Annotated in this window: 9 protein-coding genes and 1 pseudogene; 3 read left to right on the forward strand and 7 right to left on the reverse strand. The window is 37.8% G+C overall.

Annotated elements, in window-relative coordinates:
- A partial coding sequence (locus QZ055_RS06460) for a HigA family addiction module antitoxin (RefSeq protein ID WP_295825408.1) occupies positions 1–862 on the reverse strand: 862 nt, incomplete at its 3' end.
- Between the two features lie 532 nt (positions 863–1394).
- Between QZ055_RS06460 and QZ055_RS06465 the strand changes: the two genes are divergently transcribed.
- The 3 genes from QZ055_RS06465 (at position 1395) to QZ055_RS06475 (ending at position 3566) form a co-directional block, all read left to right on the forward strand.
- Complete coding sequence (locus QZ055_RS06465) at positions 1395–2351, forward strand: DUF1858 domain-containing protein (RefSeq protein ID WP_295825411.1); 957 nt, start codon at positions 1395–1397, stop codon at positions 2349–2351.
- A gap of 1 nt (position 2352) precedes the next feature.
- Positions 2353–3018 carry a hypothetical protein gene (locus tag QZ055_RS06470; RefSeq protein ID WP_295825414.1) on the forward strand — a complete coding sequence of 222 codons (666 nt, stop codon included), beginning with the start codon at positions 2353–2355 and terminating at the stop codon, positions 3016–3018.
- Between the two features lie 260 nt (positions 3019–3278).
- Positions 3279–3566 (forward strand): cupin domain-containing protein, encoded by a 288-nt coding sequence (locus tag QZ055_RS06475; protein WP_004694414.1) that lies wholly within the window; start codon positions 3279–3281, stop codon positions 3564–3566.
- A gap of 89 nt (positions 3567–3655) precedes the next feature.
- Here the strand turns inward: QZ055_RS06475 and QZ055_RS06480 are convergent.
- The 6 genes and pseudogenes from QZ055_RS06480 to QZ055_RS06505 form a co-directional block, all read right to left on the reverse strand.
- A pseudogene (locus QZ055_RS06480) lies at positions 3656–4093 on the reverse strand (nitroreductase family protein); the annotation flags it as partial.
- 170 nt (positions 4094–4263) lie between these two features.
- Positions 4264–5280 (reverse strand): Abi family protein, encoded by a 1017-nt coding sequence (locus QZ055_RS06485; RefSeq protein WP_295825417.1) that lies wholly within the window; start codon positions 5278–5280, stop codon positions 4264–4266.
- Positions 5281–5578: 298 nt separating this feature from the next.
- Positions 5579–6037, reverse strand: a complete 459-nt coding sequence (locus QZ055_RS06490; RefSeq protein WP_039968825.1) for an OmpH family outer membrane protein — start codon at positions 6035–6037, stop codon at positions 5579–5581.
- Positions 6038–6296: 259 nt separating this feature from the next.
- The gene (locus QZ055_RS06495; protein WP_005384862.1) at positions 6297–6674 is read right to left on the reverse strand and encodes a GerW family sporulation protein; all 378 of its coding nucleotides are present in this window, start codon (positions 6672–6674) and stop codon (positions 6297–6299) included.
- Between the two features lie 72 nt (positions 6675–6746).
- The gene (locus QZ055_RS06500; RefSeq protein ID WP_039969290.1) at positions 6747–7886 is read right to left on the reverse strand and encodes a hypothetical protein; all 1140 of its coding nucleotides are present in this window, start codon (positions 7884–7886) and stop codon (positions 6747–6749) included.
- Positions 7887–7915: 29 nt separating this feature from the next.
- Entirely contained in the window at positions 7916–8494 is a 579-nt protein-coding gene (locus QZ055_RS06505; RefSeq protein ID WP_039968824.1) for a cob(I)yrinic acid a,c-diamide adenosyltransferase, read from the reverse strand.
- Positions 8495–8516: the final 22 nt, after the last annotated feature.

An 8516-nucleotide genomic window follows, 5' to 3' on the forward strand; every position in this document is an offset into this window, starting at 1 on the left:
AATAATTCACCACAGTTACAGGATCATTGTTACGGTATTTGCGATTACTACGTTGATAATCTCGTTCTACCAAGTTATGTAGGGCTTCTCCTAATAACTTCCAAAAACCATCAGTATCTTCCGTTGGTATACCAAGAACAATAGAGTTTCCTTTGGAATATGTAATACATGTGGAGGTTATATTATCAAGAATTGGCAAATATACGATAATGACACCACACGCTCCTAGCATATCCTTAAGAGGCTCTTTCACACCAGCTAATGGTTCGCTCTTAAGGTCCTCAATTTTAGGTATAAATTTTCTTAGCATCTCTGCATCATAAGAATTTACCTCTACAAAACGCGCCTGTTCTTTCGTGATTTGTACCAATGTATAAATCGCACTCTTTTTAGCTGGCTCCATATCCTTAATATTTTCATATACTAAGGGCATAACCATTTCATTATCTACATTTTTTAAAGAAGCTACCTCAAAAAACTTTTGTAAATTATTAACCTGCTCCGCTGCCTTTTTTGTTTCTGGCACTATACCTAAACGCGCAAGTTTGGCATAACCAAAGGGCTTAGCAAAGTTAATTTCTTCATCAATAGAGTTCTCATACTCTACTTTTAATATCTTCTCTCTGTAATTAGCTTCTAATCCATTCCAAAAACTAGCCTCTACACCAAACACCCGTTCAAGACGCATTGCTACAGCCTGTGTTAGTGGAACTTCACCATTAATGAGCTTACTGATGTGCTTCTCACTCATATCCATTCGTGTAGCTAATTCTTTTTGCGTCATATGCCTATCTTCTAAAACCTCTTTTATTGTCATTCCAGGCGGTATAGCAATAAAAGTTTTACTCTCATATATCTTCATAGGTATATCTCCTATACTAATGATAATCAATAATTTCTTGAATCTCTACTACGTGAAACGTTCCATCAATATGTCACCGACTCTCTCAAATCATAGTGAATGGTTGATACAATATAAATGGCCATTTATAATAATTTACCTAGTAGGTTAATTCTATTATACTCCCTCAAATACAAACGTAAATATACAATTTACCAATTAGGTAAATTATTTTATAATATCTAGTATTATAAATCATATATGCTATTAATAATTAATATTGAAATTTTTCATTTTTGTAGCTTAGGTTACATTATTACGTGTTAAAATAGTTTATACTAGGAACATCAGGTCAGTATTTAATACCCGTACTGATCGTTACGCCGGGTTTTGGTGAGGCATCGCCTAGTTGATCTCATCACGCTGTACGTATACGTGCGAAGCTTTCACAAAACCCAACGGCGTATATAGATTACATATAAAGAATTACATAGATTAACTAAGTAGTTTAGGCCACTATTCTCCGCAGAGAGGGCTCGAGAAAGGATTTACAATGGCACAAATCGCAGCAAATTTACAACGCATTAAAAACGGCCAACGCCGTTATGCAATTACACCTCGCATTCCTGGAGGTTTCATTCAACCTGAACAATTACAAAAATATATCGACGTAGCCAATGAGTTCGGCGCCGTTCTTAAATTGACTGGCAGCCAACGCATTATGATTACGAATTTGAAAGCAGAAGACGTAGATAAAGCTTGGGAAATGCTCGGCATGGAGCCAGCGTACACTGTTTCTAACCGCGTGCGCAGCGTAAAAATCTGCCCAGGTACTACATTCTGTAAACGTGCTAAACAAGATAGCGTACATCTTGGCATGCAAATCGAGCGCAAATATTTGTCTCAAGAAATGCCAAGCAAAATGAAAATCGGCGTGTCCGGTTGTCTTAACTCTTGTACTGAAAGCCGCATGAAAGATGTTGGTATCATCGGTACTGTAGAAGGTTGGAATGTGTACGCTGGCGGTAGCGGCGGCGCGCATCCACGCATCGGCGACCTCATCGCAGAAGTAACAACTGAAAAAGAAGCTCTTGCATTAGTAGATCGAATTATCGCATACTATAAAGAAAACGCACAAATTGAACGTATGGGCGAATTCATTGACCGCATTGGTTTAGAGGCTTTCAAAGCAGCTGTATTGGGCGACCTTGAAGGTGCTCCAGCTGAAAGCAAATCTGATGAACCAGCTGTGTTCTTGCCTGGTCATGGTAACGATCCTGAACCAGAAGCACCACGCCTCGAAGCAGGTGCTCCTATCACACCAGACACAATCATTCGCGACATCGTGGATACATATCCAAATGTGGTGCCTGTATTACAAAGCATCGGCATGGGTTGCCTTGGTTGCCCATCTTCTACAGCTGAACCATTGTGGCAAGCTGCAGAAATCCACGGTGTTAATGTATACGATTTAGTTCAAAAATTAGAAACTGCACGAAAAGGAGCTTAATATGTCCGCATTCTTAGGTCACATCCATTACTGGTTATATCGTAAAATTCAATTGCTCGTTGAGCGTGAAAACTTGATTTTAGAAAAAACAACTAAGGTTGTTGATGATTTGGCAGAGGAATTACATTCCATTTCCGTAGATACATACGGCGAGCCAATCAACCCTAGTATTCCACTAGAAAATATCATTGACCATGGCAATATCCATGGCTGGTTGTCCAACCAAATCAACATCGCTTCCGTTCGCGAAGCAGCTTTCATCAAAGATTTGCTCGACACTAACTCCGGCGATGAAGCCGTACATGTAGTAACAGCTATTCTTGATGCATTCGCAGTACAAGGTCAAGCTTGTGGCGTTGTGGCGCAAGACAGTCTTGAGGAACACACTGCACCTGCTATTTACAATGCACTTCAAAACTTCTATGTAAACGGCATGCCTTGTGATGGTGGTGACCAAGTTGTTTCTGAAAGCCCAGATGAATTTACATGGGTTGGGGATCACAGATTACAAGCAGGCTACTGGCGTACAGCGGGCGTTGACCCTAAGTTCATGGCATTGGCGTACCAAACATGGTTTGAAGCCTTTGTAAAAGCGGTAGATCCAAACTTTGAACTTGTAACGACTGAAGAAAACGGCACACGTTTATACTCCATTCGTAAAAAATAATAAAGTATCTACTCTCAGATATATGTACCAAAAAACGAGTGTTTACATGCGCTCGTTTTTTCTTGCCTAATATTTGGTTATTTAAGTTTTCTATATATTTCTTCCCTATTTTTGCAAAACTGTAGCTATAGGCACAGCATTGATAAGTAATATCATTTATAATATAACCATAAGATAAATACATCCTATTATGTATTAACACATCGTATTAAGTATAAACATAAGCTTTCAAAATAAAAGCTAGAATTAGGAGGTCTATTATGGCAGGCACAGTTAATCAAGAATTAGGTTTATTATTCCAAGGTCCTAACTATGTAATCGTTAAAAAAGGCGGCAAAGCTGGCGAAAAGGTTGAAAAACACAACCATCCAGAAGCTAACGTAATCTTTACAGTAGTTAAAGGTAAAGTACAAGTATTCCTTAACGAAACTGAAGAACACGTACTTGTTCCAGGCCAAGTATTAGAATTCAACGGCGACAACTACATTCAAGCTACACTTGTAGAAGACAGCGAATTTGTTGTAAACCTTATTCATAAACCTGAATAAAAACTAGTTTAAACATAAACCCTATAAGAAAAGGCGGTTAATCATTTGAGATTAACCGCCTTTTTTATGGAGCTTACATTTTGTAGAGCTTAAAAGGAATTATATATTGTTAGCTCACTTAGATCAGACCATTTTGTATGGCCCGGTGCAGGTGCGCAGTCTGGATGAGGATATCCAATAGGAAAGATAGCTACAGGAATGATAGTATCCGGTAAATTATAAGCCGTACGCACTTTAGCGGGATCAAAATGAGCAATCCATGTTGTACCAAGGCCCATATCTGCGACTTGGAACATAATATGAGAGCCTACAATACTAGCGTCTACAGTGCCTAAATCCGCATCATCGTACTCTCGTTTCCAGCTTACCTTATTATCGTAACAAACAATAATAGCCAACGGCGCATTAAAATGACCATTTGTGCAGTCTTTTAACTTATTAAGACTATCTGCTGTATTTAATACAAGTAGTCGTTGTGGCTGATAATTATGAGCTGTAGGCGCTAATCTTGCTGCCGCTAAGATACTATCTACCTTCTCCTGCTCTACAGGCTTCGTATCAAATTTTCGAACTGAATACCGTTCTGTGGCTAATCTTTAAAATCTTTCATTAGATCTCACTCCTTAATGTTATATCAGGCATTATATTTTAATCGGAAAAATCATAAAACCTACTAATTATAAGATTTTAGTATTATTTATGTAATTGATTTATATATAATTTCGAGTCTATCAATAAAATCTATAGGAATTTGTGTAGCTTCTTTATATTTTTGTTTTAATTCATTAATTAAGTCTACAATATGCTTTGAGTCGTCATCTCCACTAACTTCTGACTTAAAAACTCCTCTGCATTCAGCTATAAGAGAACTAACAAGTAATTTATCATTTAATAATATTGCTGTCATAATCAATACACCATAAATTCCTTTTAATGATTTCTTATCTCTACTTGTTATTTCACCTTTCTCTCGTTTAAGTACACCATTTGGTACGATGGTATATAAAATATTACCTGGTATATTATATACAGATCGACAACCAAAGAAATTTAAACTATGAGCTGCACAATTACGAAAACGACGAATTGCCTCTAATGTATTAATTAATAACTCTATTTTATCTTTACACGTAATCAAATCAGTAGGAAGTAAAAGATTAGCCACTTCTCTTTTATGTTTTGTACTTAATAATCTAAATATATTAATAGCACTTCCAAAAGAAATATTTTTAAATAAAATCCATGGTGGAACATGATTATGATATTTTAAATAATACTTCGTAGGCTGTTTTGCATTACATATATCAAGCTGTTTATTAATCTCTTGCTTTACCTTTGCAAAGCTAAGATGATTTATCTGTCGTTTATAGTATCTAGCATGTAAATAATCATCTTGATGTACCCCTAAATGATTTGAGATTACATAGGATAGTCTTGTCTTAAATAATGTTTCAATCATTAAACTATATTTCATAGTAATAGATTGAATACCTTTATCTATAAAAGAAAAAATATAAATATCTTCTAGCTTTACATTATCTTTAAACCTGTCATTGGACAACATAAAAACAGATTTATATCCATTGATTAAATCATAATAAGAAGACGTCATAATAAGGCGTTTTGCTCGATCTCGATTAGTAATAATAAGCTTACGAGACTCTAGTAAATTAAGCTGCTTATCTAAATCCAAAAATGGTTTATCAAAAGCCATGATTAAAACTCCCTATATAAAATAAAAAAGGCACTATCTATAGATAGCGCCTTAGTGACCAACGCCCTTAGCGTTGAAGTCTATTCACTATCTATAGTATATCATAATTAATGAATATCTCAAGACATGGGAACATAACTAAATTGCATCATAACGATTAATTTAAGAACTATAATGCTATAATTGCAATAAAATGTATAACGCTTTTAATGTTTATAATTCGCTATATAAATAAAAAAGTCCTTTAAAGTAAAAGACCTCTAGTTAATTTCTCAACTAGAGGTCAATTTTATGTATATTATTTTTTAAGACGGCTAATTACTTCGTTAGTAATGTTTTCGATTTTGCTATTAGCGTCAGCCGCACGGATTGTGTATGGATCATCCAATACTACATCCATTTTTTTCTCAACGCGAATGGATTCAACAGCATTGTGAATTGCTTGCATCATAGGTTGAGCAATTTTGTTGATTTCTTCGTTTTCTTTTTGAAGCAATGGAGCTACGGATTTGTTGAATTCAGCTTCTGCTTGAGTTTGATCTTGAATTTTTTCAATTTCTTGTACTTTTTTCTCAATTTGTGGACGGTATTGAGCGTCTACTTGTTGCATTTTCATATCTAATGCACCATAGCCAGGGTAGCTATTTACTACTTGGCTCATATTTACTAAGCCAATGTTAGCAGCACTTGCTACTGCAGCAGTAGCAGACATAGCACCAACGATAGCTAGGGTAGTTAATTTTTTAGATAATTTCATCTGAAATCCTCCTCGAAATAAAAGTGTCACTATACAATCCAATAGTGTACTATTTTTACTATAACAAATCTCGCTAACTTTCACAAGACTATGTTACATAGCATAATAAAGCCCTATGAACTGCTTATGAAAGTCTATAGAAGTTAAAATAATACCCACAGGCATGCCCTGAAGCTATAATCGCAGTCGTTACGGACATATTCAGAGCACACATGTGGGTATTACGGCTTTCACCTAGTATTTATAATTCGTCACCGAATTATTGTTCATCGTTCAAATAAATGTATTTATCGGATTTCAATTTGGACACGAGGTCAGGCACCAAACCGATAAGACGGTCGAAGCTGCTGCTGTAAGGGTTACCTTTAATGTTGAACAACTCGATGCGTTCGCCTTTAATAACGAGGATAGCACTTGGTTCCATTTTGGCACCGCCGCCACCGCCACCACATTCGTGATTTTTGTTAGCAGTGTTGTGGTTTGTACCAGTACCGAAACCAAATGTTACGTCTACGAATGGAACAAGTGTAGTATCGCCGATTTGCACAGCTTCGCCTACTACAGTTTCCACCTTAATCATATTTTTGAATTTCTCGAATAGGACTTCCAAATTCTCTTTTACATTACTGTTCTCCATCACAGTACCTCCGCTTTTTGTGAAAGTATCATTGCTATATTAGCTCATGTACTTAGTTGACTTAATATATCCTTACGCTGTTTGACCTTGTTCGGCTTTCAGCTTTTCTAACTGCTTTGCTTCCTTCCGTTTAACCCAGAAGACGCGAGCACCTTCGCCCAATAGGGAACGCATTGGTTTAGATAGTAAAAATCTTGTGCCATGCCAAGCCATCACAGCTAAAATGATGCGACCTTTAATGTGACCGCTACCTTCACCTGCCCAATTTACATAATCGAGCTCGATGTTCTCAGCTTGTTCTGGCCAAATGCTATATAGCATAGATGCAATAATCCCCATGCGATATGGGTCACCGATACCAAATCGACCTTCTATAGCCACATCGCGTGGTTTAGAGTGGTCATAGCATCGTTTTGAAACAAGGAATAACTGGTGCCACAATTCTGTATTTGTTACATGTTTCATGAACCAGAATGTAGGAATTTTAGACTTAAATGATGCCACTGGATCGTTTGGATCTGGCTTTTCAAAACGTTGTTTCACCGTCGTTTTGAGGTCATTCACCTTCGTAAATACCTTTTCCTTAATGGAACCGTCACTGTTAAAAGTAACGCGGCTCACTGTTTCATCATCGCTTTGAATATGAGATGTTGGATCTTGCTGAATGGAGTCATACCGATCAGCACGAGCTTGTGCATCCATATCCTTAGAAGCTTGTTCAGGACGTTCTATGCGTTCATTCGGCTTTTGAGAAGTCCCAGCCCCTGGCGCTTCTTCATCACTAAAGGTAGCGTCAGAACGCTGAGCACTCTTCAAATCATCAAAGCTAGTACCACTAGAGCTTGCAGAAGGACCTTGTCCGCCCCCTTGCATCGCCTTGGCGAAGGCTTCCGATTGCGACATGTCGCCATCGTCGTCCATCACCTTTTGGTATTCTTCTTCTACGCGATTTTCAAGCCATTCTTCATAATCTTTCACAGGACCAATCTTGAGCATGCCCAAAATGTATAATTCCTTAAAAAATGGTTTGTCCTGTAAATACGCTAGATGCAGTGAAAATACACGCCACAGCCATTTGACGCGCACCTCGCCACGATATGGCGATCGTCCGTTGATTTCGATGCTATATGTGATTGGTGTCAGTAGGATAATCAAGATGAGTGCTGCAATGATGGCCACAATAACGAGGGCCACAATAGCCACTGTACTCAACCACATCACCTCCTTAGGTGTACCTATGATTAGTTTTCAATACCTTTTCGAGCCATTACGCCTTGAAGGTAGTAATGTTTGACCTCTTTCATTTCCGTTACAAGGTCTGCCTCATCGATTAATTCTTGAGGAGCCCCACGGCCCGTAAATACGAGTTCCGTTTCTGGATGACGAGCATCGAGCAAAGCCTTTGTTTTATCCCATGTAATGAGTTCAAAGAAGAGCGCCATATTGTATTCATCAAGAACCACGAGATCGTATTCACCACTGCTGATAGCAGCTAGTGCACGTTCGTAGCCTTTTTCGATGAGCGCTACATAATCCTTTGGCGGATTGCCAGATTCAAAGACAACGACTTCATCGCCCCATTTAGCGAGTTCATCCTTGCTCTTCATCCCTTCTTTGATGATAAAGAATGGCTTGCCCACGGTTTCTAAGGTTAAATTCTTTAAGGTAGGTAAAATAGTATGTTCACTATATACTTTAGATTTCATAAATTGCAAAAAGAGGACTTTCTTGCCAGCGCCGATGGCACGGATAGCTAGACCGATAGCAGCGGTCGTTTTGCCCTTGCCTTCGCCGGTATAAACTTGTACATAGGCCTTCATAGATATACCTCCGTTCATATAC

The sequence above is a fragment of the uncultured Veillonella sp. genome (assembly GCF_905209685.1).
GTDB lineage: Bacteria > Bacillota > Negativicutes > Veillonellales > Veillonellaceae > Veillonella.